Raw genomic sequence first — 26,259 nt, forward strand, 5'->3', positions numbered from 1 at the left:
CTACATGACCGACCCGCCCGCCACGCCGAGGCGCCGAGGCGCCGCGCGCACCGAAGAGCTGCTGCAGGTAACCCTCGATCTGGCTGCGGAGGTCGGTTACGCGGGCCTGAGCATCGAGGCGGTCGGCCGAAGGGCCGGGGTCGGAAAACACACGATCTACCGGCGCTGGCCGTCCATGTCGGCGCTGCTGCTCGACGCGCTCAGCCGCGTGTGGACCAGTGACCTGGACTACCGCGACACCGGGGACGTCCGCGCGGATTTGCGCGAACAGTTCCTACGCTCGGGCCTCGCCCTCTCCAGCCCGCCGATCGGCCCCGTCTACCGTGCAGTCATCGCCGAGGCGCAGGCCGATTCCATGCTGCGGGCGACCCTGCACGAACGATTCCTGGTCACCGTCGAGCAGAGCACCCTCGATCGGATCACCCGCGCCCAGCGCACCGGTGAACTGACCGCGGAAGCGAATCTGGAATTCGCCGCCGAGGTGCTGTGCGGCACGCTGTACTACCGCAGCCTGCTGTCAACCCGCCCCATCGACGAGGACGCGGTCGACGGTCTGCTGGACATGTTCATGGCCGCCTACGGAACCAGCAATTAAGACTCGACCACACAAGTCGGACCTACTCTCCCGATCCGAGGACCGTGCAGCTCACAACCGCACAACAGGGCAAAAGTCGTCTGATGCGGCACTAGGGTTGTTGATCAGGCGTTCGACGGTGTTCCGTTCCTTGTAAAGATCGGCGTCGTGGCTGACGGGCCGGCCGCCTCTCGCGCCCTTCTTCTTGTGGGCACTGCGTGCATCCCGGGCGCCACTGCAGAGCGGACAGGGCCTCGGCCGGCTCCGCCCGACGGATGACCCGGCGGTCTCGCAGCACCGTCGTATGGAAGGTGTCGATCAGGCCCGCCGCTGACCGTGCTGGTCGACGAGCCGCGAGACCTGCGGGTACGCGTGTCACGGGCGGGCAGGTGCTGCCGCTGCTGCGCGTGGGTGTGGTCTGCACCGTTCGGCGGCGTCGGTGACGGGTACTCACCAAGGTCCGGATATAGATGGGCACAAAGCTCTGATTTCACGCCGCAGCGCACAGCTGCGGCGTGCCGCGAAAGAGGTATCCGATGGGAAGCAGTAACCAGCCCGGCCGGCGGGAGAGCGCTGCGGAGGTCCTGCTGCGACGTTGTCGCGGCGTCCCGGCCGGTCCAGGACCGGACTCGATGACGGGCAGCCGAAAACCGTCACGTCGGCGCTCGCTGTGCCGGCGGCTCGCCGTCACCTCGCTCGCGCCGCTGCTCGCCCTGACGGCCACTGCGGCCAACGCTCAGGACGCATGGCTCACCCTGCCCCCGGTACCGACCGCCCGCGCGGCTCTGGCGGGGGCCAGCGCGCCCTGTCCCGATGAGTCGGACGACACCCGGGCGCACGCGAAGGAGACCTGCGTGTACACCTTCGGCGGGAGTACGCACTCGCCCGGTCTCACCGTCCTCAACACGGTGGAGGCGTACCGCCCAGACTTGAACGAATGGCAGACCCTGTCCCCGCTGCCCACCGCCCGCGACCGGCTGGCCGGCGTGGCGGCGCCCTGCCCCGAGGAGCGCGACGGCGACCGCGGGCCCGCCAAGGGCGACTGCGTGTACGCCATCGGCGGGTCCAACCTGGAGTCCGGCTTCCTGGACACGGTGGAGGTGTACCGTCCGGCCGTCGACGAGTGGGAGTCCCTGCCCTCGCTGCCGACTCCCCGCCGGAGCCTGACGGGGGCGGCCGCGCCGTGCCCGAAGGACGTCGAGGGCCTGCGCGGCATCTGCGTGTACGCCATCGGCGGCCTGAGCGAAGCCGGCGCCACGGGCGCGGTCGAGGCATACAGCCCTGCCACCAACCGGTGGGCGACCCTCCCCTCGCTGCCGACGCCCCGCGGGACCCTGGCAGGGGCGGCCGCGCCGTGCCCGAAGGACGTCGAGGGCCTGCGCGGTACGTGCGTGTACGCCGCCGGCGGGTTCAACGGAGTCACGGTCCTGGACACGGTCGAGGCATACAGCCCCGCCGCCAACCGGTGGGTATCCCTCCCCTCGCTGTCGGTTCCCCGCGGCTTCCTGGCGGGGACAGCGGCACCGTGCACCGAGGGGCCGAAGAACACCTGCGTGTACGCCATCGGCGGCCTCAACTTTACGGAGGTCCTGGGCACGGTGGAGGAGTACAGCCCTGTCACGAACAGGTGGGCGACCCTGCCGTCGCTGCCGACGCCCCGCGACTTCCTGGCGGCGGCAGCGGCGCCCTGCCCCAAGGACCTCGACAGCGACCGCCGGTACGCCAAGGACACCTGTGTGTACGCCCTCGGCGGCGAGATCGACACCACCGCGCTGAACACCGCGGAGGCATTCGCCATCGACCGTGACCGCCGCACCGCCCGCAGCTAACCGGCGTGCGAGGGGGCCCGGAGCCCCGGGAGGCAAGGGCAGCCGTTGACGGTATCGATCGCGACGACGCTCGACCCGAGGCCGCACAGGCCCGCCGACGCAGGGGCGCGCCTAGGGCCTGCGTGATGTCGTGATCAGTTGCTGGGTTCCGCCCTCTTCGTGGGGTGGAACCCGGTAGGAATTGACCGTGACACGGAGGCAACTCACCTATGCTCAATGGAAGTTGATCGGGCCGTACCTGCCGATCGGCAGGTACGGCCCGTACCCCGAACGGCTGCGGGAACAGTTCGAGGGGGTGATCTGGCGGTTCCGCTCCAGCGGCCAGTGGCGGGAGATGCCCTCCGAGTTCGGGCCCTGGGCCACCGTCTACGGGCGCTTTAGGGTCTGGCGGGACGCCGGTGTTTTCTCCGCTCTCCTGCAAGGCCTGATCGCCGGGGCGGCCCGTTCGGGGAGAACGGATTTGTCGCTGGTCAGCGTGGACTCCACAACAGCCACCACGACGCCGCCGGGATGCGTGTCGGCAAGGACCATCTCATCGTCGACCCAGGCAAATGAGCGCCCGGCTGCCCAGTCGACAAGAGCGCGGGTCTTCCAGTGCAATCCGTTCTGCTCATCCTGCTCATCGACGTCGGACGGCTCCGGCCAGATCACCACGGCCAGCTGCGGCAGGCCGATCCGTGGCGCGATGTACTCGTTCGCGTCGGTCATCCATGTCGTGGCCCAGACCGGATCGCACGGCAGCGCCGCCAGCCGGGGCCCGTGCTCGGGATTGACCCTGGCCAGAAGCGGATTCGAGTCGGTCTCCGACAGCTCGGGACCAGTCTGATACGTCGGATACTGCTGCGCCGTGCCGAATGGGATGAGCGGTCCGTCGACATCGAGGAAGAGCAGCGGGCGTTGTACAGAACCGGTCACGGCAGCACGATGGCGCCCCCGTCCTGAGGGGCCCCGATGGGCATCACAAGATCTTCGCCAACTGCAGAGGGGTCCGCTTACCGCGGTGGCCCCGGTTCGCCAACCAGCATGCACCGCAACTGTTCGTGACCCACCGGCGTCTGAACCCGTATGAAGACCCACACGCCTCCGCGTGTCCGGATCCGGATCACGCGGGGGACCATGGCGGCGGCCATGGGAGCGGCGTTGCTGCCGATCGCCGCGTGCGCCAGCGACCCGCCCGCACCCCCGCGCCCCACCGGAAAGCCCTCGATCGAGCCCTGTCTGACGCCATCGAACGATCTCGTCGTGGACGTGGACGGCGACGGCCACGCCGATCGCGTCTCCGATCCGTCACATGTCGGAAAGCGGCTGACCATCGCCTTCGGTAAAGACTCCGGTTACGGCACACCAGTGGGGGCCAGGCAACTGGTCGGCAGCGCCGGGAAAGATCAGCACGACGTCCTGGCCACTGTCTCAGATTTCGACCAAGACGGGTGGACCGACCTTGTGGTGGTGGCCACGGGAAAGTGGCGCGGCGACGATCCGATCGACCCGCGCGTCGCCCAGGTTCGGTGGGGACCGTTCTCAGCTGCAGGCGGCGGCCAGCGCACCCGCGACCTCGACCTTGGTGAGACGCGCGGCATCGCCGTCGCCGACTACAACCACGACCGCTATCCCGACCTGGCTATCTACACCTACGCCGGCGACGGCGTCTACCAGACGGAAGCGCGCCTCGGCAGCCAGAGCGACGGCATCGCCAACGCAACGGACCAGGTGCGCGACAGGTACACCGTCGACAATTACACAGACGACTCCACTCCGCGAAACATGCCCCGCTCCGGCCTAAGCGAATTCCTCCCAGACTGCCCTAGCCGACAGGGCAGTTGACTGCAAGCCGACGGCAGCGGCTTCTCGGTTGCCTCCAGGCAGGGGCGCCTTGAGGTTCTAAGACGCCATCCGCTTATCGATCATGGGCTGACCTAGTCGAACAGGGTTCCTGATCGGTGATCGCGCGAGAACCGGCGCATGGCAGCAGGGCCTCTTGATAGCTCGGGGGTGCGAACCAAACCAAGCACCAGGAGGCCCCGTTGTCGCGGTCTTTCGCGCTCGCGTGCGTGGAGTCCCGCGCTCGCGCCCGAACACCGCCGCGGGCACGGAGCTCTTTACGGCGGGCTCAACCAGGGGCGGATCAATGTCGCCCGCCTGCGTCGCGCTCTCGCGGCGATGCCGCTGCCGAGGGCGGCGGACGGCCGGCTCGTGCTGGCCGTGGACGTCTCGCCATGGCTACTGCCGGACGCCAACGCCTGTGCGGACCGGTCCTTTTGCCACACGTTCGGCCGGGGTGAGGGCAAGCATCAGATGGTTGCGGGCTGGCCGTACTCGATCGTGGCCGCGGTGGAGACCGGCCGAACGTCGCGGACGGCGGTGCTGGACGCGATCCGCCTCGAGCCGGTTGCCGACGTCGCCGCGGTGACCACGGTCGAGATCCGTGAGGTCATCCAACGGCTCATCGTGGCCGGCCAGTTGAAAGAGGGCGATCCTGAGGTCCTGGTGGTGCTGGACGCCGGGTACGACGCTCCCCGCATCGCCCACCTGTTGGGCGACCTGCCGGTGCAGATCCTCGGCCGGCTCCGCTCCGACCGTGTTATGAGGCGGCCCACCCCGCCGCGTGTCTACGACCCGGGGCTCGAAGTCCGTGCGCTCCGCGTCCGCTGTCAGGGCCCGGGTGGTGCTCCAACCCGGGGGCTCCTGACAGATCACGGTCAGGAGCGTTATGCTCGCCGCGATGATGACTCATTCTCTTGGCAGATTGGGGGTCCCGTCCGCGCAAGGTGAGTGCTGATGCTCACTCAGACCGCGAATGGGGATTCCCGCCTTTCCTTCTGGCTGCGCGTGCGCGAGTTCGCCGTGCCGCCGTCCATGATCGAGACTGCGACCGCCCGCCGTTGTACCGGGGACTGGGCGGGGGCGTGCGCCGCCGCAGGCATCGATGTCGATCTCAATCTGCGTTCCGTGGCGCGCACTCACGGCCACGATCTCGCAGCCCAACTCCGGGCCGATCTCCGCCATCTGGCGCCTGACCTGTTGCGCTGGCACATGCCGAGGATCGCTCCTGACGGGCTGCTGCGCCCAGGTCTGACGATCGCACTGGCTCGGTACGACCCTGCGGGGCGTGACGGTGAACGCCCGGTGTACCTCGTGGTCCGGACTCCGCCGGCTTGGGCGGACGGCGGTCAGCGGATCAGCCTCTCGCTGTGGGACGGATCCCACGCCGAGGTCGGCGCCTGCCGTCATCCGCATCCCCGTCCCGACCGGCGGTTCCGCCTGGACCTGCACCGCCACCTGTGGGACGCGCGCAGGACCGATGAGCTGCGGGTCCGGTCCGGGGCCGATCTGCTGCCCGCCGACGGCCGTCCGGTGGACCCGGATCTGCTGGGGACGGTGCCGCAGGGGCGCCGCTGTGTCGTTGACCGGTGGGCGGCCGAGGCGGCGATTCTGCTCCACGCCGAGGGGCGGACGACCAGTACCGTCACCGTGTGGATCGGGGCCCGGCATCGGCTGGTCCTGGAACTGGTCGCGGACCGGGACGGCCTCGGGCCGCCCGCCGTACGGATCGCGGCGGCACCCCCGGACGGCAGCGCCTCCGCGCTGCCGGTCCTGCCCGACGCGGCGACCTGGGTCCTGCCCGACCTGGAACTGATCCGGACCGGTTTGATGGAGGTCGATGGGCTGCACCCACTGGTCGTCTCGGCACTGGTACTGGATCATTCGCCGGCCGGTTCCCCCCGGATTCCGGTTCGGCCGGACCGGCCGGACCGGGCAGGACGACCGCGCCTCGTGGAGTGCCGGGGAGCTCAGCACCGGATCGGCCTGGTCGAAGGGGTACTTGCGGCACTGGACCACGACCCGGCCGAGATCCGCCGGGAGGAGCTGCTGGCCGCACTGACCGGTACTCCGCTTCCCTGCCTGCAGGCCATCGATGTGGCGCACCGTCGTCCGGACTGCCTCACCGGCGTCCGCGAACGCCTGGACCATGGCGACACCGCCGGTGCGCTGGCTGTCGTCGAGGGCCTCCTTGGCCCCGACGCAGTGCTGCGCAACGGCGCTCTACGGGACGAACTGGAGGCGGCCGCGCTGCGGCGGATCACCTATGGGCTGTTCAGGGCGGGCCTGGCCGGACCCGGACCTGGCCGTATCCGCCCGGGCCCCAGCCGCCCCCGTGAGCACCGCTCCCACCCCCGCCATACAACCGCTCGCTGATTCCGGGGGGCCTCCGCCCCGTCTCCGACTCGGCCCACCACGAACCCAAAGGTGATCAAACATGCCCACATTCACCCCGTTCACCGCAATTGACGCCCCCTCCGACTCGGCCCACGTCTCCCAACTCGACGTCGCCGATGAGCTGTTGGCGCTGCTGCGCGACGCCACCACTGAACCGCGCCCCGACACACAACTGGAGGCCCTGACCCTGGCCGTGGCCGCCGACCTGCCCGTACTCCTGTGGGGAGAGCCGGGAATCGGCAAGACCGCGGCGCTGACACAGCTCGCCGAGGCCCTGGACCTTCCGCTGACCACAGTGATCGCCAGTGTGCACGAGCCGTCCGACTTCTCGGGGCTGCCCGTGGTCGGAGACGATCCGGCGGAACACGGCGTCCCGATGGCCCCGCCGGACTGGGCGGTGCGACTGGTACGGGCCGGCCGAGGGCTGCTGTTCCTGGACGAGCTGTCCACCGCACCGCCGGCCGTTCAAGCCGCCCTGCTCCGCCTCGTGCTCGAACGGCGGATCGGCGCCCTGCAACTGCCGCCGGGGGTCCGGATCGTGGCTGCCGCCAATCCGCGGTCCTCGGCGGCCGACGGCTGGGAGCTGAGCCCGCCGCTGGCCAACCGGTTCGTTCATCTTCAGTGGACTCATGACCACGAGGTGGTGGTACGTGGCCTTGGCGGGACCTGGCCCCGGGCGATACTGCCACGGCTCGCCCCGGAGAAGTTGCCGGAGGCTGTGGACTTCGCCCGCCGTGCGGTGTGCGGGCTCCTCTCCGCCCGCCCTGGGCTCGTGCACCGGCTGCCCAGCGGTGAGACACGTCGGGGCGGCCCCTGGCCGTCACCCCGGAGCTGGGAGATGACCCTGAGTCTGATCGCCTTCGCGACCGCGGCCACCTCCTCCCGGGACGTGCTTTCCCTGCTGGTCAGGGGCACGGTGGGCGACGGTCCGGGCCTTGAGCTGCTGGCGAGCCTGGACCGGATGGACCTCCCGGCCCCCGAGATGCTTCTCGCCGACCCGACGGGTGCCGCCCTGCCCGAGCGGGGGGATCTGCGCCAAGCCGTGCTCGACGGTGTGGTGGAGGCGGTTCGCAAGCGGCCGGAGAAGTCCCGCTGGGACGCGGCATGGACGCTCCTGGTCCGGGCGGTGGAGACCGGAGCCCCGGACCTGGTGGTCGTCCCCGCGACCACACTCGCCACGCTGCGCCAGGAGGACTGGGACGTTCCGGCATCGATCGAGCGGCTCGCCGGAGCGGTGTCCCTGTCCCGGCGGGCGGACCATGCGGCGGCCCGGGCCGCGGTCGCCACGAAGGCCGGACGATGAGCCCGGACGCGCCGGGGGCGCTCGACGTCGACAAGCTCTTCGCCGCCCGACTGCACGCCGCCCGGGTTCGGCCCTACCTGGCGACGGCGCTGTTCGCCCTGCACACCGTGGAGTCGCGGACGGTCCCGACGATGGCCGTCGACGGGCACTGGCGGTGCTACGTCTCGCCGGTCTTCGTGGACCGGACGTCGGTGGAGGAACTGGCCGGGGTATGGGTGCACGAGGTGTCGCACCTGCTGCGCGACCATCACGGGCGCAGTGACCGGGTCGCGCGGCAGCGCGGGCTGACCGGCCCGGCCGAACGGCTGCGGATGAACATCGCCGCGGACTGCGAGATCAACGACGACGTGTTCGGTGACGGGTTGGTCCGGCCCGAAGGTGCTGTCGAGCCGGTGTCCTTGGGGCTGCCCGAGGGGGAGCTCATGGAGGACTACCTGCGCCAGTTCCGGCTCGGGCCGCGTACGCAGAACCTGGCCTGGCTGGACTGCGGCAGTGGCGCCGACGGGCTGGAACGGGAGTGGGATCTGGGACCGGACGGCGCGCACGGCCTCAGTGCGCAGGAACGGGACGCGGTCCGGTTCCGGGTGGCGCAGCGCATCACTGGCCGTCCGGGGAGCGCCTCGAAGGGGTGGCAGCGGTGGGCGGAAGAGGCGTTCCACCCGCCGCAGCCGTGGCGGGAGTTGCTGGGAGCGGCGGTCCGCTCGGCGGCCTCCGGCTCCGGCGCGGGCGAGGACTACAGCTACGGCCGGCCGTCGCGGCGCTCGGCCGGGGTGCCCGGCGTCGTTCTGCCGAGTCTGAGGCGCAGGCCGCCTCGGGTCGCCGTCGTCATCGACACGTCCGGGTCGGTCAGTGACGCCGAACTGGGCAGCGCGCTCCTCGAAGTCACCGCGATCTCCCGTGCCGTGGGCGGCCGTCGGGACCTGGTCACAGTGGTGCCGTGCGACGCGGCGGCCCGGATCGTGCACCCGCTGTGCCGTGCGGAGGGAATACCGCTGGTAGGCGGTGGCGGTACGGATCTGCGCACGGGCTTCGCCACGGCGCTCCGAGCGCGGCCCCGACCGGATGTCATCGTGGTCCTGACCGACGGGCAGACACCCTGGCCGGACACGCGACCACCGTGCCGGACGGTGGTGGGTCTGTTCCCTCGGCAGCAGGCAGCCCGGTCATGGGACGAGGACGATCCCGACTACGTGCCGGACTCGCCGCCCGCGTGGGCACGAGTGGTGGTCATCGGGTCTGCTCCCGCTGCTCGGTGAGCCCCCTCAGGATGGGCGGACTGATCTCTTCCGATGTGTTATGGACCTCGAAACCGTGATGTACGGATGAGTCCCGTGCCGGTGAGGCAGCCGTCGAGGACGTCGCTGCCGTAATGGAGCCGAGGTAGACCCCGCCTAACGGCGGTGATCAGTTCGGGATGAAGGCATGATTGACCACGCTGGTGCGTCGCAGGACCGACCAAAGGGACCAGCCCCCCATGATCGGCCGGACAAGGCCTAGTAGGGCTTTGTTAGGTGGGTCTTGTCGCGTTGGGTGTCTGGTAGTTCGCTGTTGGTATGAGGGTCGGGGAACTCGCTTCGTGTCGTGTCCGGTTGGAGGAGTTCGGTGGGGAGGTGTTCGCGCCGCTGGTGCGGCGGGATCAGCGTGAGAAGGGTGCCCTGTATCTGCGGGGGCTGCTGCTGGACGGCCGGCGTAAGTCGATGCAGCCGATGGCCGGGCGCCTGGGGGTGGACCACCAGCAGCTTCAGCAGTTCATCACGTCCTCCACCTGGGCCTTTGACGCGGTGCGGGCCCGGTTGGCGTGGCGGGCCGTGCGGGTGGTCCGTCCTCAGGCGTGGGTGGTGGACGACACCGGGTTCCCGAAGGACGGCATCTCGTCGCCCGGGGTGGCCCGGCAGTACTCGGGCACCCTGGGCAAGGTCGGTAACTGCCAGATCGGCGTCAGCGTCCACGCCGCTTCCGACACCGCCTCGTGTCCGCTGTCCTGGCGTTTGTTCCTTCCCGAGAGCTGGGACACGCCAGAAGCGGCCAGCCGTCGGGAACGCTGTCGCATCCCTGATGACGAGCATCACCGCCCGAAGTGGCAGCTGGCGCTGGAGATGCTCGACGACCTGGCCGGCACCGGGCTGAAGCCGGCGGTGCTGGTCGCGGACACCGGATACGGCGCCAACGCCGACTTCCGCCGCGGCCTGGAAGACCGCGGCCTGGCCTACGTCCTGCAGGCCAAGGCCGAAATGACCGCCCACAGTGAGGATGCCGAACCCCACCAGCCTGCCTATGGCGGCCTGGGGCCCAGGCCCCTTCCGCGTTACCGCACCCGCCCGGTGTCCTTACGGGATCACGTGCTGGCCGCCGGACGACGCCAGGGACGAACCCTGACCTGGCGCAGGGGCTCCAAAGCCGCGATGAGCTCGCACTTCGTTCTTGTGAGGATCCGTCTCGCGGGGCGGCGGCCCAAGCCCGCCACCGACGGCACGATCCCGCTGACCTGGCTCATCGCCCAGTGGCCCGAAGGCGAGGACGAGCCGGTCAAGTACTGGATCTCGAACCTGCCCGCAGACATCCCCGCCCGCGACCTTGTCCGCATCGCGAAACTGCGGTGGCGCATCGAGCACGACTACCGCGAGCTGAAGACCACCCTCGGCCTCGACCACTTCGAGGGCCGCTCGTTCACCGGCTGGCACCGGCACGTCACCCTCGTCACCGCCGCCCACCTGTTCCTGACCGAACAGCGGACCTGCCCAAAAGCCCCTGCCAGGGCCTGACCCTCTACCAGGCCCTGGATCTCCTCCAACACCTCCTGGCCACCTGGACCGGCACCTGCCCCACCTGCCGACAACCCACCCCCTGGCAGCCCTACGACACCACCTAACAAAGCCCTACTAGTATTCCAGCGGTAGTTCGCTACCGCCGCTGGTCAGAGGCTGGTTTTTGAGTGTAGCTGGGTGACGGTTCGTCATGTGGCGGTGGTTCGTGACCAGCGGTGCGGCGGGCGTAGTGGCAGCGTTTAGCGATGGCTTGGTGGCGTCGTCTGTAGCGGGACCAGATCAGCGTGCGTTCGGGATGCCGGTGGCGCGCTGAGCCGGGATGGAGAGCGTCCAGGAGTCTCCGGATTTCTGCCAAGGTGAGGGGTGCGAGGGCGGGGTCACCGTTTCAGCAGCTCCTGCGTGACGTCGTCCAGCAAGTGGGCGGACAACCAGAACAACACGTGTGACGCGCTGGATCGCCTCGGAAGCGGACCCGCAGCGGACGCTGAGGCGCCGCTGTACTCCGTGCTCACCGTTCATCTGCAGACATCCCGCGGTACGTCTCGCCAGCGAGACGTACCGCCCTGCCGTATGCGGCAAGTTGCCCGTTGAGGTCGTCGGCGAGCCGAGGTGTCCCTGGCCTCGGGGCAGGAGTTGCTTGTGCTAGCTGAAGCTCAAGGCCCGCCCGCCGCTGGACCAGCGGCGCAAGCTCTACCGCAAGGAAGTCGCCAGCGCCATCGAGCAATACCACGCCGACAGCCGCAAGTACCGGCGCGTCTACAACGGCCTGCAGTCCCTCATCATGATCGGCTCAGCCCGCCACGACCACCCTCGCCGCCCTGGACACCGGCAAGGAACTGACCTGTCAGAGCGTCACCCTGACCGGCATCAGCTTCGCCATCACGCTGGCCGCGATGTTCACCGGCTACTACAAGTTCCGCGAGCGCAGCTACTTCCTGCAGCAGACCGCTGACGCCATCGAGGAAGAGGCCAACGCGTCAGTCCCGTGCCTCAGGACCTTGATCCAGATGTTCAGCTCGGCCCTAGTATCCGGCGCCAGCGAGGCGAAGTGCTTCTCGCACCAGGCATCAAGCGAGTCCAGACGGTCATCGAGGAAGATCTCCAAGCCCTCGAACGCCTCAAGGACGTGATTGGCCGGCACCGCCGCGTGGGTGAGCTGGGCGACCCTCGAGGCCCGGATCGCCTCGCCCGGCCGGTGCACCGCGCAAAGAATCCGCATGCCCCGCCGCACCGAACCAAGGGTGCGGGGTGGCCAGCCGCGAAGTCCCGCGATCCGCGCCGCTCGTGCACTCAGGGTCGTGGCCAGTTCCGGTCCAGGAGCGGTGCCAGGCTGCTGACGCCACTCAGATCGCGGGCCATCTCGAAGAGGAAGAGTTCCGTCCAATGCGGCCGAACACCGTGCAGACGTCCTCCGAGCGGCTCGGGATGGAGCCGTTGATCGTCCATCTTCGGCGGGAACCCGCCGCGTGGCCGCAGGGTGCCCGATAATGAACAGCTGCTGCCCGGTCCAGGCGGCGACCGCAAGGTCGACGCGCGTCTTGTTGTCCGGACCGGCGATCAGGCTGGCCTGGCGACGGCAGAGCCGACAGACCCCGTCTAAGGCGGCCACCTCGCGCTGGCTGACGTCGCAGTGCTGGCTGGTCACCTTCGCCACAAACCCCCAACATGCCTTGCAGCGGGGCCGGTCGAACCAACTCCAGCCCATGCAGTCCCGGCACCTGCGGGTCGCCCAGGGACGTGATCGCCGGGCAGGCGTACTCATAACGGCGGCCCTGAACGGCCCGGCCGACGCCGATGCATGACCGAGGTGCCACCGACAACCTGACGCGTTGTCTCCTCGATGGCAGTGGTCTCTTGCCTGCTGGCGGACTCGGTCACTTCCTTCACCGCGTTGATCTCGGCGGCCTCGATTCTCCCGCTCGTTGGCGGCGCGAACGGCCCGCTCGAGCGCCTCATCCCGCCACGGCTGTCCACGGTGCTTCTCCCCATGGGCAGAACCTCAACAAGCATGCCTTCGGCGGCGGTTGGCCGCCGAGGGGCAAGCAGATGCGCCGTCCCGTCCCACCCGCGAGAACCTCGCTGGGATCTCGCCGGCCGTCCTCGAAGCCGTCGCCCGAGCGCTCCAGCTCGACGACGCCAAACGCGCTCACCTCCTCCATCTGGCCCAGGCAGCCGACGGCTCGGATGCTCTGACGCGCCCACGACGCCGGCGCGTCAAAGAGCAGTGGACACCGCACCGCAGCCTGCAATGGACCCTGGACGCCATCACCGCCGGGCCCGCGTTCGTCCGCAACGGCCGCATGGACCTACTCGCCGCCAACCCGCTCGCCCGCGCCTTCTACTCCGACGTCTACACCAGCGCCCCGAAGCAGCCCAACCTCGCCCGATTCAACTTCCTCGACCCCGCCTCCCGCCGCTTCTACCCCGACTGGGACACCTTCCGCCGACACCTGCGTCGCCATCCTGCGCACCGAAGCCGGCCACGACAAAGACCTCCACGACCTCGTGGGCGAACTCTCCACGCGCAGCGAGGAATTCCGCACCCGCTGGGGCGCCCACAACGTCCGCCACCACGGCACAGGAACCAAACGCTTCCACCACTCGGCTGTCGGCGAGCTCACCCTCGCCTTCAAGGGCCTGGAGATGGCCGCCGAACCCGGCCTCACCCTCACCATCTACACCGCCGAACCCGGCTCACCCTCCGAAGAAGGACTGCGCATACTCGCCTCCTGGGCCGCCACCCACGACGCCGACTCCCCCACGCAAACGTCCTCGGCCGGCTGACCGTCCTCTCGCGTATCAACCAACTTTCCCGGACGAGAACAAGCACCAAAGTGCGCGCCCAGCCTTCTCACAAACAACCGTTTATGAGAGACAGTGGTTACATGGCATTGCACTGGAAGCTCGTCATCGACACCACGAACGCACCCACCCTCGCGGACTTCTGGGCCGCGGCGCTGGACTACGAGGTGGAAGACCCAAGTTCCCTCATCGAGCGCCTGCTGGCCGCCGGACAAATCAGCGAGGACGCGGTCGCCGAGCACCACGGCCGCAAGACCTTCCGCGGCTACGCCGCAATCCGCCATCCCGAGGACCCGTACGACGAGACCAGCGGCATCGGCCATGGCCGCCGCCTGCTCTTCCAGGAGGTACCCGAGGGCAAGTCCGGCAAGAACCGTCTGCACCTGGACGTCCACAGCGAGCCCGGCGGGCTCGGCAAGCTGGTGGCCCGACTGGAAGACCTGGGGGCAACCCGCATCCGCGAGGTGAACAAGGGGCCGGCCGGGCACTGGTGGATCATGCAGGACCCGGAGGGCAACGAGTTCTGCGTGGCGTAGCTCCGGCTCAGGCCCGCTGCGAGGAATGGGATCGTTGGCATCGACTCCGGCCTGGAGACCGAGGCCGACGCGCGGGCTGCCCTGGTCGGCTTCGAGTACGACGGCTTCCGTTTCGGCAGCGGCGACTGGGACCTGAAGGGAGCCTCGGCGAGGACTTCCCGCGTCGCGGTCCCGGGTTGCGCGAACACCAGGCTCCACTGCTCATACTGCAGACGTGCCTTGAGGAGGACCTCGACTCCGGCCGCCAGGCGTAGCACCGCGTATTTGAGGTTCCGGGCACTGCCCTCGCCGTCTCGGCTCTCCAGGTCTTCCACCACGCTGACGAGGTAGTCCAGCCCGTTCCCGACGGACGGGAAATGCGGATCACCAGCCAGCTCCACCCGACGACGGATGCGGTCCCGCGCGAGCTGCGGCGGCTCATCGAAACCACTCGGCACCGTCCCCGTGGGGCCCAGCGGGCATACGCCTTGGCCGGGTCACCGAAGGCAGGCGGGGCGCCCTCGTGGGACCAGCCGACGGTGACTGCAAGGTCGGCGGCGCTCTCGTCGTGGTGGGAGCCAGGGCGCTCGCTCATCTGCCTCCTTGGTGCAGGGCACGGAAGTTCGGGACTTTGAGATCGCGCGGATAGGTCAGAGGCATCGGCTGGGTCGGGTGTCCCAGCGGTGGCTCGTCCAGGCTTAGGGTCTGTTTGAAAGTGGATCTTGGTCTGGGATGATCTTCGGGTGGCGCGGAGAGATCTGACCGAGGGTCAATGGGCAATGCTGGAGCCGTTGTTGCCGTCCGCGCGCAAGCGCGGCCGACCGACCGCGTTCACGCGGCGGGACCAGGTGAACGCGATCCGGTGGCGGACCCGGACGGGTGCGCCGTGGCGGGACGTACCGGAGCGGTACGGACCGTGGGAGTCCGCGTACAGCCTGTTCCGGCGCCGGCAGCGCGACGGCACCTGGGCGCGGGTCCTCGAACATTTGCAGGTCCGCGCCGACGCGCGGGCTGATCACCTGGGACGTGAACGTCGACTCCACGGTCTCCCGCGCGCACCAGCACGCCGTCGGGGCCCGCAAAAGGTGCCCCTATGGTTTTCGTCAAGCGGTGACCGGGGTGGGTGGCTGGTAGAAGGTGCCGTCTCGGAGCATGGCGAAGAGGACGTCGATGCGGCGGCGGGCGAGGCAGACGATGGCTGCGACGTGGTGTTTTCCCTCGCGTCGTTTCCTGTCGTAGTAGGCGCGTGAGTCGGGCTGGGCCAGTGAGGCGAACGCGGCGAGGTAGAAAGCCCTCTTGAGCTGCTTGTTGCCTCGCCGGGAGGGATGCTCGCCGCGGATGGACGAGCCGGATCGGCGGGTGGCGGGTGCAAGGCCGGCGTAGGCGGCCAGGTGGCCTGCGGTGGCGAAGCCGCTGCCGTCGCCGACGTCGATGAGGATCCGGGCTGCGGTCCTGACCCCGATGCCGGGCATGGAGGTCAGGACCTGGGAAAGAGGGTGCGCCTCCAGCAGCTCCTCGATCCTTGTGGTGAGGAGCTTTCGCTGATCGAGCACGGCGGTGAGCGAGGCGGCGAGGCTGGGGACGATCAGTGCGGCAGCGTCGGTGCCCGGCACGACGACGGTCTGCTCGTCGAGCGCGTCGAAGATGTCCTCGACCAGCCGTTCGGCCATGCGCGGTGCCTTGGGCCGCAACAGCGATACCAGCCGCCGCCTGCCGGCCTTCCTCAACTGGGCCGGGGAGCCATTGCGTTCGAGGAGCAACAGGACGGCCGGGTGATCCAGGCGAGGACCCAGGACGCGCTCGAGCGAGGGATGGACCTGCGTGAGGAGCCCGCGCAGACGATTCTTGACGCGGGTGACCTCGCCGGCCAGGTCGTCGTCGAAGCCCACGAGCATGTTCAGCTCGGCGATGGTTTCGTCATCCGGTGCCAGGTCCCGGAGAGTGTGCGGCATGGTCCGGGCGGCATCGGCGATGATCGCCGCATCGCGGGCGTCGGTCTTCGACTCGCCCGGATAAAGATCGGCGATCCGCCGCATCGTCAGCCCCGGCAGATAGGCGACGCGGCAGCCAGCATCGCGAGCCACAGCCAGCGGCAGGGCGCCGATCGAGGCAGGCTGGTCCACCACGACCAGCACCGTTCCGTGCCTGGCCTGCAGTTTCGTGAACAGCTCACGCAACCGCGACTCGCTATTGGGCAACTGCTTGTCGAAGACCTTCTTACCTGTCGGAGTAAGCGCGGTGCCGTGATGCTCCCCCTTGCCGACGTCCAGACCAAGGTAGACATCGACCTCGCCCGTGTCGTTCACATACCCCTCCCCAGCAGACCCTTCCCGGCCTCAGCTGCGGCATCAGCGTGCCGGCATCCACGTTACGAAGGCCTGCCCCACCCAGGACGGATGCGAGCGGTCATGCCCCTGATCAGCGGTCTGCCAATGCCTCCGAGTCCCGGTGACACCACCTTTTCGATCATGGCGACAAGGGGACCAAGTCATACCGGGCTCGGAGACCGGGAGCCCCATTGCGGGGCCACGAAAACGGTAACGGGGACCTGCAACGCGAGCCGCCCGGCGGGCTCGTCAACGAACCCGCCGACCACGCGCTCGGCCGGTCCCGCGGCGGGCTGACCACGAAGATCCACCTGGTGGTCGAGCAGGGCCAGCGCCCGCTGGCCCTGCTGATCACCGCCGGACAACGCGGCGACTCATCGCAGTTCGCGAACCTCCTCGACGCAATCCGCGTGCCCAGGCCCCGACCGGGCAGGCCGCGCACCCACCCGCGGCGGGTGCGCGGCGACAAGGCATACAGCTCGCGGGCGAACCGCGCGCTCCTGCGCAGACGCGGGATCGCCTGCACCATCCCCGAACCCGCCGACCAGGTCCGCAACCGCAAACGACGCGGGCCGGCGGGCGGACGCCCGCCAGCGTTCGACCGCGAGGACTACAAGGCCCGCCACGCCATCGAATGCGGCATCAACCGCCTCAAACGACACCGCGCCGTCGCCACCCGATACGACAAACTCGCCGTCCGCTACGAAGCCACCGTCACCATCGCAGCCATCGGCGACACGGGCCCCTCCGCTCGGTGCAGATGGCGAGTTTGTTGACATGAGGGCAGGTCCTTTCGCTGGCTCGACACGGATGAGTCGGTTTGCGCTACCCACCCCGAAAGGGGCCGCCGCTAACGGCACCCCCGGCAGCTGGCCCGGTCACCGAACGCGAATCTCAGTGATCGCAGATCGCGACCTCGCGTGATCGCTCACAGGTCGCGCATGCTCTCGTTCTCCTATGTGTTCTGAATGGCGTTCACCAGTCCAGCAACAAGGTTCGCCCGCTCGGCCATGGCTTCGATCACCAGGTACTCGTGGTCGGCGTGGGCACCGCCCCCGACTGCTCCAAGGCCATCGAGTGTTGGCACCCCCAGTGCGGCCGTGAAGTTGCCGTCGCTTCCGCCGCCGACTGCCTTGCCTTCGAGGCCAGGAAGCAGTCGCTTTGCCACCGCAAAGAGCTCGGTCGACGCCGACTCAGGCATCGGGGGTCGGCTGATAGCTCCCTGAACCGCGATCTCCGCCTCATCGAGACGCGGAGCCAGTGCTGCGAACGCAGATTCAATTCGTTCCTTCTCGCCGGCCGACTCGACCCGGACGTCGACGATGACGGTCGCCTCTGCGGGAACGACGTTGTCCAGGGTTCCTGCGGACGCGACGGTCGGGGTAACAGTCGTGCCAATGTCGGGGCGACCAAGCGCTGCGATATCTAGTACCTGGTGTGATGCTTCGATCAGGGCGTTGACCCCGGCTGCGGGCTCAAGGCCGGCGTGCGACGCCCGGCCCACGATGGAGACTTGGAACGTGCCGCAGCCTTTACGGCCGGTCTTCAGGGCTCCGCCATCAGCGGCGCCCTCGAGCACAAGTACAGCGCCGCAGGCAATGGCTCGTTCTTCGATGAGAGCTCGAGAGGAGCGGGAGCCGACCTCTTCGTCGGCGGTCATCAGGATCTCGACGCCTGACCGGTCATCGAGCGTCGCCAGGCCATGAACGGCCTGTACCAAACCGCCAAGCATGTCAAAGACCCCGGGGCCGGTCGCATGCCCGTCTTCGACCATGAACGGGCTGCGTTCAAGGGTGCCGAGCGGAAACACCGTGTCATGGTGACCGAGGATCAGTACTTTGGGATCGCCACCAGCTGACCAGTGGACGTGCGGCCCGGCTTCGCTCTCAACGAGGATGGCCTGCCCGCAAAGGCGGCTCTCGATGAGAGCGGCGACAGCTTTGGCCGATGCCGTCAAGGCGTCGAGATCGCGCGATGGAGACTCGATTTCGACGAGTGTCCTGAGGTCCTCAATCATCGCGTCAACACTCACATCGACGGTCTTGTGCATCGTCACGTTGCAAGGGTACTTGGTACGCCGTGACGGAATGGAGTTGACCTGCCCGGGTACCCCGGTGGCTCTTCCGCTTCCCCGTCGCCGACGTCACCGCCACCCTCGAGGCGGCACGCCGAAGCGGGGGCACGGTCCTCGGACACCGTCACACGGCCGAGGGTGAACTGGCGACGTTCAGTGACCCCGAAGGCGCCCTGTTCAGCGTCACCACCCGGGCCCACACCTGAGCGTCCGGACGGCTTCCGAGCAGCGGCGGGGTGCAACCGCGGCGGACAAGGCCGCCGCGGACTCCCAGATGATCGCGCGCTGCGCTGGCCCCCAGGCCGGGTAGGCCGGAGGCGCCCTGGAGGTGCTGCTGGAGGCAGGTCAGGTCGGCTGCCGATCGGGCGTGCCGAGGGCTCGGCCCCGGTGTGTAGCCCGGACCTCCGTTCTGGAACCCGCTTGGATGGGCGTTCCGCGCGGGCTTCCTGGCTTTCTTCGTCGAAATGGACTGGTGGGTACCGTGGTACGCAGAGAGCATCGGGCGGCAGGGCCTCGGGCTGGGTGGTGGACGTGCCGGTGAACGACCGGTGGTCACTGGGCCTTCGGTGGCGCGGTGGGCAGCCCGTAGTCGGCGATCTGCTGCTCGGTGACGGCCAGGTACTCCAAGACGACCTCGGTGCCCGGCGCGTCGACGGCAGCGAACGCGGTGAGCGCCCTCGACTCGCTACGAGCCGTGACCACCTTCACCTGCCCGGCGGCTTGAGCTTCTCGGGGAGGTACGCCCAACGCCCTCCACCAGGCCTGGCGATGGTTTCGGCGCGCATGGCCGCCGTGATGCTGGGCATCACGGCGGCCATGGCGTCATCACGGCACCGTGAGCCAGCAGACGTCACCGGAACCGGGCAACCGGGAATGCGGCTGAACCTCTGCCGCGATCCGCGCCAGGACTTCGGCTTTCTCCAATTGCCATGGCAGGAAAGGCTCCCGCGTCGACGCCGTCAGATCGCCCGCTCGCGCTCCAGCGTCATACGGATCGCCGACGATCCGCAGGAGCAGCGTCAGCTGTTCCTGGAACGAGGCGCCGCGTCCGAGGAGGGCTGCCCACGGACCCGCTGATGACCGAGAAACCGAGCCAGTCGTCGTGAGCGTACTGGATCAGATACTCCAGCTCGCGGCGATACGCGTCCTGGTTCACCATGGCTCAGTTCCCATGCTGCGGGACATGGAATCGCTTCATATCCAGGCCGTCCACGCCGTTGTGGTCAACGGTCGCTCCACCGGATTTACTGAACGGGCGATAGGTGACGGTCGCCTTCAGGTCGTCCGACAGCTGCCACACCTCGATATTGCCCTTCGGTGTGCTCTTGACGTCGGGCTCGCCGAGCTTGGCATGCAAGTCCAGGCGGACTCTCTCCAACTGCACGTCGTCGATCATTCTGACGCCGGGGCTGTCTTCCCCTGACTTACCCTCAGAACAGCGGTGAGGGCCGCCACCTCAGTGGCATGCGGCGGGAGCGGTGCAGCAGTGTCGTACGAGACCGAGGCAGGGCCCATTTCCCTGTTCAGAAGGAGCAACGGGGCCGCGTCAATCCAGGTCCTGGGCGATGAGGGGCGGAGTCAGTCGCTGTCCTCTCCGGCGGCAAAACGGCGAGCCTCGCGCCGGCCTGCGTAGCGTTCCTTGCGGTTGCGGGCCCTATTCATTTCCCCCCACTCCTTCTTGGCAGCCCGCCCACTGGGTCCCGAACAGCAGGTGTGGCCGAACCCGGAGTGTTCCCACTGGCAGCGTGTGTCCGCGTCCTCCCACGTCGGGTTCGGCGGCAGATCGCAGGCGCCGTAGCGGTGATCGTGGACCGGCCGGGGGTTGTGCTCCGCGAGGCGCACCCACAACGGCTTCGTCCTGTCCGTACGGGACATCTCGTTCCTTCCGGAACCGCCGCCCAGGCTCCCGGACCTTCCGGGCGGGCGGCTAGGTTCGCCACTTCACGGCGACACACTCCTTCCTTTGTCTGCGGCAACCGGCCAGGCGGAATCCAGCACCCATCGTGTGAGGGTGTCCCGGTGGATACACCAGGGCAACCACGCCATCCATGGTCCCGGCGCGGACGGAAGTATGGGGCACTCTCCACGGGGAGTGGAAAGCCTTTCAGGCTATCGGCAAGCGTCGGCCATACACAAGAACACCACAACGGACGCAGCTGACATGCTCGATCACGCTGATGAGGACACCGTCCAAAAAGGGCTGGCGCGGCGCCCAGGGACGCACCGGCGAGTGCGGCGGTGGCCTAGGTTCCTGTGGTCCACGGCAATACGGCTGCGCCGACTCGCCTCGGACGGCACACTGCGGGATCGCAACCCCTCGCCGGGTTACGCGCCGCCGCCCAGGTCCAACGCGCTGACGGCCGTGCCGCTGTTCACGTAGATCGTTCCCTCTGCGAGCAGATGCCCGCCGCGCCATTCCCTGTCTTCCGAGCCCTCGATGGACCGCATCTCTCACTGGACGTGACAGCAGGAGCACGGGCCAGATGACCAGTGTCAGGGCGCCGGGCGATCCTCCACGCGTCTTGTATCCGCTGGGCACAGCAGCTTCGAATTCGTCGAGGGCCATGCGCCGCGTCCTTCCGGATGCACAAGTCGAGCCACTCCAGGTGGAGTTGCGAGCTAACCCGTACCAACAGCCGGTCGGAACAGAGTCGCAACTGCCCAGCAGCCGCTGCACGGGGCCGGATCCACCGGGAAGATGGAGCCTTCGTGTTCGGAGATGCCACCGCCCACAGCGAGCTGTTCGGGCTGGCTGATGCGCAGTGAGAGCCGCCCCCCAGGAGCCGGACTCGCGGATGATGGCCGCAGCGCGGTCTGGGACAAGAATCAACACGCCGGGTTGCCCCCTCGTTCATGTCCTGGTCTTCGGGGCGGCGCGCAAACCTTTCGACGTTTCCATCGGTCGGCGGACCTCCCCGAGTTCCCTGGTCCCTGGCCCCTGGCCTCTGGGAGCTTCCTGGTCAGGAAGAGCAGCTCCCGGAATCGAGGTCATCACTCCCGAGCGCCTGATACACGCCTTGCGCCAACGGCCCGGAGCAGGCGCTGAAGGACGTGACATTGATCGTGGTGGACGAGGCCCACCACATCGCCCAGGGGCAGCCGCACTGCCCAACGACGTGCTGGAGGCCGTTGAGGACGCGCTGCGCAGCGGCAGCCTGCCGGCCGTGGTCAGCACCAGCACGCTGACCGATGGCGTCAACCTGCCGGTGCGCGCACTGTGTTGACATCTGCAGAGCTCGATGACGGGTCACAGGCGCCCGCCACTCACGCGCCCGGGCTGGGCCCGGTGACCAACCGAGCCGCCACGCCATTGCCCGCATGGGAGCACCAGAGTCAGTCGGCCGGTGCCATCGGGCTGCTGGGGCGGGAAGTGCCAGTCCAGGATCTCGGCCCACTCGTGCAGCACAACGAAGCCGGTGCGTTCGGCCTGCGCCTGCACGAGCTCCGTGGGCGAAGCGACGAAGGGTGCAGCCGCGGGATCGCCGGCGAACGAAGCCGCGGCAGCCCGTAGCCGTTCGTACGCGGCTGGGGGCACGACTCATGCCTGCGCTCCGGAAGCCATGAGTGGTGTTTTCCGCCACCCTGGACGCGTTCCTTTCCGCAGCACTCCTGCCGCCGGCACGGCCTGCACCGCACGTCAGAAACTCGCGGAATTGTCCTTTCAATGGCGCTAAACCCTCTCTTCCACAAGGTCTCCACACGGCATACTCAGGCCCGGCACCCGAGGGGGCGCCTGGCATCATCCGATGCGTGGCGACGTTTCCGACAATGCACGCCCAGTTCTGCTGTGAACCACCACGCACTGCCGTACTGCCGTCATGAACGCCGGGAAGGCGAGCACACCGTAAGAGGCCGTTTCCGGCGGGCAAAATTCCGCTGTCCCGTACCAAGGTGACGAGGCAACAATTCGCGGGCCCGTGGAACGGCCCAACGCACCCAAGCTGCAAACACCGTTCCAGGCATGCGGGTGGCGCCGCTGCGCTATGTCACCACTGGGCCACGAAAGCATTTCGAGCCGAATTAACGATCCCGCACGCTTTCCAGGAGGCAGGCCATGGACAAGGCGCTTCATCGCACCGTTGCGCTCCTGACAACGGTGTTCGGCTTCACGCTGTGCCTCACCGGCCCGGCGAGTGCGACCCCCGGTACCCAGCCGCCCGGCTCCGCTGTGGCCGGCACGCTGGTGAGCAAGAACGGCACGTCGGTCACCGTCACCGCCGCCGTGGGCCTGGGCAACACCATCTCCGTGCGGCAGGTCGGCGACACGATCCGGGTGAGGGACACCGGTGACACCATCGTGGCTTTCGGCGGGTGCACCGCGGTCAGCGCCACAGAGGCCGTCTGTCCGGGCGCCGGCAGCCTCACCGAGGTTGTCGTCAACGCCGGTGACCAGGCCGACAACGTCACTTCCTCCCTGGCGAGTCCGGGGGTAACCCTCGTCGGTGGCGCGGGTGACGACAGCCTCCAGGGCGGCAGCGCCAACGACACTCTGGAAGGCGACGAAGGCTCCGACTTCCTCTCGGGTGGAGACGGCAACGACACGCTCATCGGCGCCAGCGGCCCGGACCGGATCTTCGGCGGCGCCGGGAACGACTCGATCGAGGGCCGGGCCAGCTCCGACGTCATCAACGCAGGCGCCGGGAACGACGTGGTGAGCGGTGGCAACGGCGGCGACCAGGTGATCGCGGGCACCGGCAACGACTTCGTGGAAGGGGGCGCGGGCCGGGACAGCATCAACGCCGTCGACGAGGTCAGCGGCAACGACTACGTCCAGGGGGGCACAGAGGTCGACAGCTGCACGGCCGACCTGGGCGACAGTGTCACAGAGTGCCCGTGACCGGCGAGCGCGAACGGCGCGGAGACAGGCCCGCAGTGCCAGCGACACGACGAAGGAGACGCACAACCATGACAGCGCGACGTATCTACGTGATCCTGTCGGCCGGAGCGCTCCTCTGCGCTGCGCTGGCCGGCACCTCGGCCTCGGCGGCCCCGCTCACCGCCGAGCCCCGGCACCTCGCGGGCGCCACGGTGGTCGAGATGGCCGGCGGCACCCTGCTCGTCACGGCGGATCAGGGCGTGGCCAATGACATCACCATCCGCCGTCAGGGCAGCGTCGTCCTCGTGTCGGACAACGCGGACGGGGTGCGCGCCGTCGCCCCCTGCGAGGCACGGTCGGAGAACACCGCGGCGTGCCCGCTCCCCACGGCCGTGCAGGTCAACGGCCAGGACGCCGATGACGACATCACGGTCTCCCCGAATCTGGATGTTCCCGCCACTCTCTACGGGGGCGGCGGCAAGGACCAGCTCAACGGCGGCCCCCGCGCGGATCATCTTGTCGGCGACGACCCGACCGGGGTCTTCGGCCTCACGGCAGCGACTCCGGGCAACGACACCATCAACGGTGGGCCTGGGAACGACACCATCTCCGGGCTGGGAGGGAACGACACCATCAACGGCAATGCCGGAAACGACACCCTCAACGGGAACGAGGGCAACGACACCCTCAACGGGAACACCGGTTAACGACACCCTGGCCGGAGGAAGCGGCAACGACACCCTGAGCGGCAATGAGGGCAACGACACCCTCAACGCCACCGACGGCGTCAACGCCAACGACAGCCTCGACGGCGGTCTCGCCTTCGACTCCTGCAACCGCGACACCGGCGACTCGATGGTCAACTGCCCCTGACAGCAGGTCCGATGTGCGTTGTCGCGGCAGAGAGCGCGTGAAGCGGCCGGCCGGGGCGCGGGGCCTGTTGCTCCTCGCCCCGGCCGACGAGCATCGCACCGACCGAGCACAAACGGTGGGGGGAGATCGTGTCCGGCGGTACCTGTCGCATGATCTCCCCCAGCACGCACCCGGCAACCACGGCCATCTCGGCCATCTCGGCCATCTCGGCCAGGGATCGGACGGCCGCACCGCGTCCAAGGCCAGGCCACTCGAACTCTCATCACTGCCAGCCGACTTCTCTCGCCGGGTCCACGAGTGCCAGGAACCGTCGAACCAGCGAGCGAGAATCGCCCAGCGGTGCAGCGAGACGCCATCGCGGTGCACCCTCTTCCTTGCGGGAGTTGTTCCAGCGGGTGGTTCCGCCGGCTCCGACACGACCGCAGGGCGGTAGTCGGCGGCGATACGGAGACCCGGCGTGGTTCCGCTGACGCGAACCGGCCCGGCACCATGGTGCGGTGCCGGGCCAGTTGCCGGGGGTGCCCGGTTGGGGGGGCGCCTCCGCCGTTTGAAGTCCGCGAGCACCATCCAGTCCTCAACGCGGCTGTCCATGAACTCCCCGGCCGAAGTGGGGCCTCATCCAGCGCGGGTTCTGGATCAACGGCGCCCGCGACCTGCGCGACTACTTCCGGAAGATCGCCGCGTTCACCCTGAAAGGACACAGCGACAGCATCCATTGCCCCGTGCTCGGGACCATGGCCGACGCCGACCCTCTCGCCCGCAACGCCGAAGCCACCCTTGCCCGCCTCAAAGCGCCCACCATCCTCCAGAAGTTCACCCCGGCCGACGGCGCCGGCGACCACCAGGAACAGCAGAACCGCGCCCTGGCCGAAACCGTCATCCTCGACTGGATCGACGACACCCTCCGGCCGGATCGGCGAGACACTGCTAGTAGTGCTTCGTGAGGTCTGCCGATCTGGGCTGGTCGGGGGCATGGTGGAGGGATGATGCTCGGGGAGGTGGAACGGCTCCGGGGTGAGTTATCGGAGTTCGTTGCTGATGTGTTCGCCTCGCTTCCGCGGCGGGATACGTGTCGGTGGGGCGGGTGTTATCTGCGGGGTCTGATGCTGGATGGGCGGCGTAAGCCGATCCAGCCGATGGCTTAGCGGTTGCCGGACGGGAACGTGCAGGCCCTCCAGCAGTTCGTGAGCCAGTCGCCGTGGGATCCGCTGCCGGTGCGGCGGCGGATCGCCGAGCAGTTGCCGTCCTACAGCCAGGCTCGGGCGAGGTCCATGTGGTGGTGCCCTTGGCGCGAGTTGGGCAGGCCAGCGACCACCAACCCTCTGCTGGATCCTGCTGGCAGCAGCCACCGCGGCCCTCGCCGTGATGTCCTTCGCCACATTGCGCCATGCAGCTCGACGCGGCGACGCAGGAAAGACACGTAGTTGATAGGACGTGGCCGTTGAGAGGGCGCGCTGTATCCCTGGTATGAAGGTCGACCGTCGCAGACCACGGTGCACTGCTCAAACCCGGTCGGCGCTCCCAGCCGGCCTGTGCGGCAGCAGGGCGGCTGCTTCGGCTGTCTGTGCCGTGACCTGGGTGGCCGCGCGGGTGGCTCGTCCGGTCACCCGCCAGGTGAGCATGCGTAGCGCGGTGGCCGGGGCCGGGGGAAAGACGCCGAGCTGACCGAGCATGGTGATGTCGTCGCGCACCGCTTCATGCCCGATCACCTTGCCGTCTCGGAGGTCGAGCACGTGGATCTGTTCGACGTCGATCTCCCGCCCAGTGGGGGGTATGGCCTGGTCAAGGACCCCGTCGTGGAAGCGGACGAAGGCACCGGTGTGGCGGCCCTGCATGCGCAGGCGTACCCAGACCTGTGCGTCGTTGCGGGCAGTGCCGAGGACGGGCAGCCGCATGTCGCTGAACGCGGCCCGCATCCAGGCGCCCGAGGCGAGCACGCCTGCCGGTCCCGGGGTCGCGCACGCCGGCGGCGCCCCGGCCGCTTCGCGATTGCGGAAGTCCTCGTGCACCACATCGGCGGCCAGGGCCGGATCCCCTGTCTCGAGGATCCGGAAGAGCCCGTGGGCCAGGTCCGTGGTGTCCATTCCGATGATGTGCATGCCTTTCGTCGGCGGTGCGCTGCGCTGTGACGGCGGATCCGGTGGGCAGGGCTGCCCGCGTCGA

General features: G+C 68.7%; 21 protein-coding genes and 8 pseudogenes. 21 read left to right on the forward strand and 8 right to left on the reverse strand.

Annotated elements, in window-relative coordinates; genetic code table 11:
• Positions 1-4 precede the first annotated feature (4 nt).
• The 3 genes and pseudogenes from QFZ67_RS01895 to QFZ67_RS01905 all read left to right on the forward strand — a co-directional run.
• Positions 5-595 carry a TetR/AcrR family transcriptional regulator gene (locus QFZ67_RS01895; RefSeq protein ID WP_307659335.1) on the forward strand — a complete coding sequence of 197 codons (591 nt, stop codon included), beginning with the start codon at positions 5-7 and terminating at the stop codon, positions 593-595.
• Positions 596-1,206: 611 nt separating this feature from the next.
• Positions 1,207-2,403 carry a kelch repeat-containing protein gene (locus QFZ67_RS01900; protein ID WP_307659336.1) on the forward strand — a complete coding sequence of 399 codons (1,197 nt, stop codon included), beginning with the start codon at positions 1,207-1,209 and terminating at the stop codon, positions 2,401-2,403.
• Positions 2,404-2,590: 187 nt separating this feature from the next.
• A pseudogene (locus QFZ67_RS01905) lies at positions 2,591-2,940 on the forward strand (transposase); the annotation flags it as partial.
• Here the strand turns inward: QFZ67_RS01905 and QFZ67_RS01910 are convergent.
• A pseudogene (locus QFZ67_RS01910) lies at positions 2,914-3,318 on the reverse strand (hypothetical protein); the annotation flags it as partial. The pseudogenes QFZ67_RS01905 and QFZ67_RS01910 overlap by 27 nt on opposite strands.
• 201 nt (positions 3,319-3,519) lie before the next feature.
• Here QFZ67_RS01910 and QFZ67_RS01915 point away from each other — a divergent pair.
• From QFZ67_RS01915 to QFZ67_RS38990, 10 genes and pseudogenes are all read left to right on the forward strand, one after another.
• Positions 3,520-4,227, forward strand: a complete 708-nt coding sequence (locus QFZ67_RS01915) for a VCBS repeat-containing protein (protein WP_307659337.1) — start codon at positions 3,520-3,522, stop codon at positions 4,225-4,227.
• 237 nt (positions 4,228-4,464) lie between these two features.
• A pseudogene (locus QFZ67_RS01920) lies at positions 4,465-5,046 on the forward strand (transposase); the annotation flags it as partial.
• Between the two features lie 135 nt (positions 5,047-5,181).
• A complete protein-coding gene (locus QFZ67_RS01925) occupies positions 5,182-6,600 on the forward strand; it encodes a hypothetical protein (protein WP_307659338.1) in 1,419 nt (472 codons plus the stop codon).
• 61 nt (positions 6,601-6,661) lie between these two features.
• Entirely contained in the window at positions 6,662-7,924 is a 1,263-nt protein-coding gene (locus QFZ67_RS01930; RefSeq protein ID WP_307659339.1) for a MoxR family ATPase, read from the forward strand.
• Positions 7,921-9,180: a VWA-like domain-containing protein gene (locus QFZ67_RS01935; RefSeq protein ID WP_307659340.1), complete on the forward strand. Its 1,260-nt coding sequence runs from the start codon at positions 7,921-7,923 to the stop codon at positions 9,178-9,180. Before QFZ67_RS01930 ends, QFZ67_RS01935 begins: the two co-directional genes overlap by 4 nt.
• Before the next feature lie 297 nt (positions 9,181-9,477).
• The gene (locus QFZ67_RS01940; RefSeq protein ID WP_307659208.1) at positions 9,478-10,686 is read left to right on the forward strand and encodes an IS701 family transposase; all 1,209 of its coding nucleotides are present in this window, start codon (positions 9,478-9,480) and stop codon (positions 10,684-10,686) included.
• Positions 10,687-11,582: 896 nt separating this feature from the next.
• Positions 11,583-11,819: a hypothetical protein gene (locus QFZ67_RS01945; RefSeq protein WP_307659341.1), complete on the forward strand. Its 237-nt coding sequence runs from the start codon at positions 11,583-11,585 to the stop codon at positions 11,817-11,819.
• A gap of 936 nt (positions 11,820-12,755) precedes the next feature.
• Positions 12,756-13,473 (forward strand): annotated as a pseudogene (locus QFZ67_RS01950) (transcriptional regulator); the annotation flags it as partial.
• 101 nt (positions 13,474-13,574) lie between these two features.
• Entirely contained in the window at positions 13,575-14,027 is a 453-nt protein-coding gene (locus tag QFZ67_RS01955) for a VOC family protein (protein ID WP_307659342.1), read from the forward strand.
• 758 nt (positions 14,028-14,785) lie between these two features.
• A pseudogene (locus QFZ67_RS38990) lies at positions 14,786-14,923 on the forward strand (transposase); the annotation flags it as partial.
• Positions 14,924-15,109: 186 nt separating this feature from the next.
• Here QFZ67_RS38990 and QFZ67_RS01965 read toward each other — a convergent pair.
• Positions 15,110-16,312, reverse strand: a complete 1,203-nt coding sequence (locus QFZ67_RS01965; RefSeq protein WP_307659343.1) for an IS110 family transposase — start codon at positions 16,310-16,312, stop codon at positions 15,110-15,112.
• 284 nt (positions 16,313-16,596) lie between these two features.
• Between QFZ67_RS01965 and QFZ67_RS01970 the strand changes: the two are divergent.
• A pseudogene (locus tag QFZ67_RS01970) lies at positions 16,597-17,109 on the forward strand (IS5 family transposase); the annotation flags it as partial.
• 179 nt (positions 17,110-17,288) lie between these two features.
• On the opposite strand, the gene QFZ67_RS01975 reads toward QFZ67_RS01970, so the two are convergent.
• On the reverse strand, positions 17,289-18,383 hold the full coding sequence (locus tag QFZ67_RS01975) for a M20 family metallopeptidase (RefSeq protein WP_373430197.1): 1,095 nt from the start codon (positions 18,381-18,383) through the stop codon (positions 17,289-17,291).
• 74 nt (positions 18,384-18,457) lie between these two features.
• On the opposite strand from QFZ67_RS01975, the pseudogene QFZ67_RS38995 reads away from it, so the two are divergent.
• Positions 18,458-18,613, forward strand: a pseudogene (locus tag QFZ67_RS38995) (VOC family protein); the annotation flags it as partial.
• A 346-nt stretch (positions 18,614-18,959) separates the two neighbouring features.
• Here the strand turns inward: QFZ67_RS38995 and QFZ67_RS01980 are convergent.
• Positions 18,960-19,109 carry a hypothetical protein gene (locus QFZ67_RS01980; RefSeq protein WP_307659345.1) on the reverse strand — a complete coding sequence of 50 codons (150 nt, stop codon included), beginning with the start codon at positions 19,107-19,109 and terminating at the stop codon, positions 18,960-18,962.
• 81 nt (positions 19,110-19,190) lie between these two features.
• On the opposite strand from QFZ67_RS01980, the gene QFZ67_RS01985 reads away from it, so the two are divergent.
• Positions 19,191-19,484: a hypothetical protein gene (locus QFZ67_RS01985; RefSeq protein ID WP_307659346.1), complete on the forward strand. Its 294-nt coding sequence runs from the start codon at positions 19,191-19,193 to the stop codon at positions 19,482-19,484.
• An 85-nt stretch (positions 19,485-19,569) separates the two neighbouring features.
• Here the strand turns inward: QFZ67_RS01985 and QFZ67_RS01990 are convergent, their stop codons facing one another.
• The 3 genes from QFZ67_RS01990 to QFZ67_RS02000 form a co-directional block, all read right to left on the reverse strand.
• Positions 19,570-19,803 (reverse strand): hypothetical protein, encoded by a 234-nt coding sequence (locus QFZ67_RS01990; RefSeq protein ID WP_307659347.1) that lies wholly within the window; start codon positions 19,801-19,803, stop codon positions 19,570-19,572.
• Between the two features lie 182 nt (positions 19,804-19,985).
• The gene (locus QFZ67_RS01995; protein WP_307659348.1) at positions 19,986-20,282 is read right to left on the reverse strand and encodes a hypothetical protein; all 297 of its coding nucleotides are present in this window, start codon (positions 20,280-20,282) and stop codon (positions 19,986-19,988) included.
• 450 nt (positions 20,283-20,732) lie between these two features.
• Positions 20,733-20,855 carry a hypothetical protein gene (locus QFZ67_RS02000; protein WP_307659349.1) on the reverse strand — a complete coding sequence of 41 codons (123 nt, stop codon included), beginning with the start codon at positions 20,853-20,855 and terminating at the stop codon, positions 20,733-20,735.
• A gap of 1,606 nt (positions 20,856-22,461) precedes the next feature.
• On the opposite strand from QFZ67_RS02000, the gene QFZ67_RS02005 reads away from it, so the two are divergent.
• The 5 genes and pseudogenes from QFZ67_RS02005 (at position 22,462) to QFZ67_RS39000 (ending at position 25,520) form a co-directional block, all read left to right on the forward strand.
• The gene (locus QFZ67_RS02005) at positions 22,462-23,244 is read left to right on the forward strand and encodes a calcium-binding protein (RefSeq protein ID WP_307659350.1); all 783 of its coding nucleotides are present in this window, start codon (positions 22,462-22,464) and stop codon (positions 23,242-23,244) included.
• Between the two features lie 68 nt (positions 23,245-23,312).
• Positions 23,313-23,930, forward strand: coding sequence for a hypothetical protein (locus tag QFZ67_RS02010; protein ID WP_307659351.1), 618 nt, complete (start codon positions 23,313-23,315; stop codon positions 23,928-23,930).
• Positions 23,866-24,096 carry a hypothetical protein gene (locus QFZ67_RS02015; protein ID WP_307659352.1) on the forward strand — a complete coding sequence of 77 codons (231 nt, stop codon included), beginning with the start codon at positions 23,866-23,868 and terminating at the stop codon, positions 24,094-24,096. Before QFZ67_RS02010 ends, QFZ67_RS02015 begins: the two co-directional genes overlap by 65 nt.
• A 734-nt stretch (positions 24,097-24,830) precedes the next feature.
• The gene (locus QFZ67_RS02020) at positions 24,831-25,040 is read left to right on the forward strand and encodes a hypothetical protein (protein WP_307659353.1); all 210 of its coding nucleotides are present in this window, start codon (positions 24,831-24,833) and stop codon (positions 25,038-25,040) included.
• Positions 25,041-25,079: 39 nt separating this feature from the next.
• Positions 25,080-25,520, forward strand: a pseudogene (locus QFZ67_RS39000) (transposase).
• Positions 25,521-25,598: 78 nt separating this feature from the next.
• On the opposite strand, the gene QFZ67_RS02030 reads toward QFZ67_RS39000, so the two are convergent.
• Positions 25,599-26,180 carry an ester cyclase gene (locus QFZ67_RS02030; RefSeq protein WP_307659354.1) on the reverse strand — a complete coding sequence of 194 codons (582 nt, stop codon included), beginning with the start codon at positions 26,178-26,180 and terminating at the stop codon, positions 25,599-25,601.
• Between the last annotated feature and the right edge of the window lie 79 nt (positions 26,181-26,259).

It is taken from the genome of Streptomyces sp. V1I1 (assembly GCF_030817355.1).
Lineage (GTDB): Bacteria > Actinomycetota > Actinomycetes > Streptomycetales > Streptomycetaceae > Streptomyces.

Excerpts from the sequence above, each read along its gene's own strand:
- QFZ67_RS02000 (WP_307659349.1), bottom strand. The coding sequence starts at position 20,855 with ATGCGGTCCATCGAGGGCTCGGAAGACAGGGAATGGCGCGGCGGGCAT.
- QFZ67_RS02020 (WP_307659353.1), top strand. The coding sequence starts at position 24,831 with ATGGCCGACGCCGACCCTCTCGCCCGCAACGCCGAAGCCACCCTTGCC.
- QFZ67_RS01900 (WP_307659336.1), top strand. The coding sequence starts at position 1,207 with ATGACGGGCAGCCGAAAACCGTCACGTCGGCGCTCGCTGTGCCGGCGG.
- QFZ67_RS01955 (WP_307659342.1), top strand. The coding sequence starts at position 13,575 with ATGGCATTGCACTGGAAGCTCGTCATCGACACCACGAACGCACCCACC.
- QFZ67_RS01940 (WP_307659208.1), top strand. The coding sequence starts at position 9,478 with ATGAGGGTCGGGGAACTCGCTTCGTGTCGTGTCCGGTTGGAGGAGTTC.
- QFZ67_RS02015 (WP_307659352.1), top strand. The coding sequence starts at position 23,866 with ATGCCGGAAACGACACCCTCAACGGGAACGAGGGCAACGACACCCTCA.
- QFZ67_RS01915 (WP_307659337.1), top strand. The coding sequence starts at position 3,520 with ATGGCGGCGGCCATGGGAGCGGCGTTGCTGCCGATCGCCGCGTGCGCC.
- QFZ67_RS01975 (WP_373430197.1), bottom strand. The coding sequence starts at position 18,383 with ATGCACAAGACCGTCGATGTGAGTGTTGACGCGATGATTGAGGACCTC.
- QFZ67_RS01995 (WP_307659348.1), bottom strand. The coding sequence starts at position 20,282 with ATGTCCCGTACGGACAGGACGAAGCCGTTGTGGGTGCGCCTCGCGGAG.
- QFZ67_RS01925 (WP_307659338.1), top strand. The coding sequence starts at position 5,182 with ATGCTCACTCAGACCGCGAATGGGGATTCCCGCCTTTCCTTCTGGCTG.
- QFZ67_RS01985 (WP_307659346.1), top strand. The coding sequence starts at position 19,191 with ATGGCCGCCGTGATGCTGGGCATCACGGCGGCCATGGCGTCATCACGG.
- QFZ67_RS02030 (WP_307659354.1), bottom strand. The coding sequence starts at position 26,180 with ATGGACACCACGGACCTGGCCCACGGGCTCTTCCGGATCCTCGAGACA.
- QFZ67_RS01930 (WP_307659339.1), top strand. The coding sequence starts at position 6,662 with ATGCCCACATTCACCCCGTTCACCGCAATTGACGCCCCCTCCGACTCG.
- QFZ67_RS02010 (WP_307659351.1), top strand. The coding sequence starts at position 23,313 with ATGACAGCGCGACGTATCTACGTGATCCTGTCGGCCGGAGCGCTCCTC.
- QFZ67_RS01935 (WP_307659340.1), top strand. The coding sequence starts at position 7,921 with ATGAGCCCGGACGCGCCGGGGGCGCTCGACGTCGACAAGCTCTTCGCC.
- QFZ67_RS01895 (WP_307659335.1), top strand. The coding sequence starts at position 5 with ATGACCGACCCGCCCGCCACGCCGAGGCGCCGAGGCGCCGCGCGCACC.
- QFZ67_RS01990 (WP_307659347.1), bottom strand. The coding sequence starts at position 19,803 with ATGATCGACGACGTGCAGTTGGAGAGAGTCCGCCTGGACTTGCATGCC.
- QFZ67_RS01945 (WP_307659341.1), top strand. The coding sequence starts at position 11,583 with ATGTTCACCGGCTACTACAAGTTCCGCGAGCGCAGCTACTTCCTGCAG.
- QFZ67_RS02005 (WP_307659350.1), top strand. The coding sequence starts at position 22,462 with ATGGACAAGGCGCTTCATCGCACCGTTGCGCTCCTGACAACGGTGTTC.